Consider the following 1,251-nt stretch of genomic DNA (forward strand, 5'->3'; position numbering starts at 1 on the left):
TCTGCCCATGGAGGCTCGCGTAAATCCGGCATGTCGCCGGTTGCTGCCTGAGAAGTGGGAAGCCCCGCACACTCGGGCGGGGAGCAGTCACTCTAACATGGCGCTGCCGCCGTTGGTCACCTACCCAAGCGGCCCCCATGATGATCGGCGGTGCCGTTGCCCGGCCGATCCGCCACACCTTGCACGGAAGCCGTGACATGTCGACTCCAGAGACCGCCTCTGCGGCCCCAACTCCCTTTTCCAGGCCTCTGGCGCTGCTGCTGATGTGCGGCCTGGCGACGCTGTTCGCCTCCAATCACGTGGCCGCCCGGGTTGCCTTCGACGCGGATACCGGACTGCTGCTGGCGATCCTCGTGCGCTCCGGCGTGGCACTGGCGATCCTGGCTTGCCTGGTGATGGTGCAGCGCAAACGGTTGTCGCTGCCGGCGGGTACGCACCCCTGGCAACTGCTGGTGGGCCTGCTGGTAGCTGTGCAGAGCCTTTGCCTCTACTCGGCGGTGGCGCGTATCCCGGTGGTGGTGGCGCTGCTGCTGATGAACACACTGCCGATCCAGTTGGCGCTGCTCAGCTGGGCACTGGGCGGCCCCCGGCCGACTGCACGAGCCGCCCTGATCATGGGCATCATCCTGGTCGGCCTGGTGGTGGTGCTGGATGTACCGGCCTGGCTCAACGAGCCCGAGGCCATGGGCCCCGAATGGCTAGCCGGGGTGGGGTTCGGCCTGGCCGCCGCCTTTGCGTTTTCCTGCGCACTCTGGATCACCGAGCATCGCCTCGCCGAGGTGGGCAGCACCCTGCGTACCCTGCTGACCATGCTCACCGTGATCGTGACCATGCTGGTGGCCGGCAGTCTGGGGCTGGTGCCGGGCGGTCTGGCATTGCCGCACTCGCTGCACGGCTGGATGGGGCTCGCGGCCCTGGGGCTGTTTTACGGGGTGGCCTTCTCGACGCTGTTCATCTGCGTGCCCCGCCTGGACATGGCCCGCAACGCGCCGGCCATGAACATCGAGCCGGTGGCGGCCCTGGTACTGGGCTATGTGGTGCTGGGTCAGGCCCTCTCGCCGGTGCAGCTGATAGGCGGTGGCATCGTGGTGGCGGGTATCGTGGTGCTGGGGCTGTCTAAGCGAGCGTAAGGGGCGCGAGCGAAGGGGGGGGTTGGCGCAGGGCTATCGCAGTTGAGCGAACTGACGAATGAGGCTCAGTAAGTAGTCGTCATTCCAGCCTGCTTGCTTTCGCTTTCCTTTCATAGACCCT

The 1,251-nt window shown here is 66.7% G+C and carries 1 protein-coding gene; it reads left to right on the top strand.

What is annotated here, in order from left to right:
• The first annotated feature begins 197 nt into the window (after positions 1-197).
• On the top strand, positions 198-1,130 hold the full coding sequence (locus BMY30_RS17445; protein WP_089715942.1) for an EamA family transporter: 933 nt from the start codon (positions 198-200) through the stop codon (positions 1,128-1,130).
• Positions 1,131-1,251: the final 121 nt, after the last annotated feature.

The sequence above is a fragment of the Halomonas daqiaonensis genome, from assembly GCF_900109725.1.
Lineage (GTDB): Bacteria > Pseudomonadota > Gammaproteobacteria > Pseudomonadales > Halomonadaceae > Halomonas > Halomonas daqiaonensis.

Bases quoted from the DNA above. Each gene is read 5' to 3' on its own strand.
- BMY30_RS17445 (WP_089715942.1), top strand. From the start codon at position 198: ATGTCGACTCCAGAGACCGCCTCTGCGGCCCCAACTCCCTTTTCCAGG.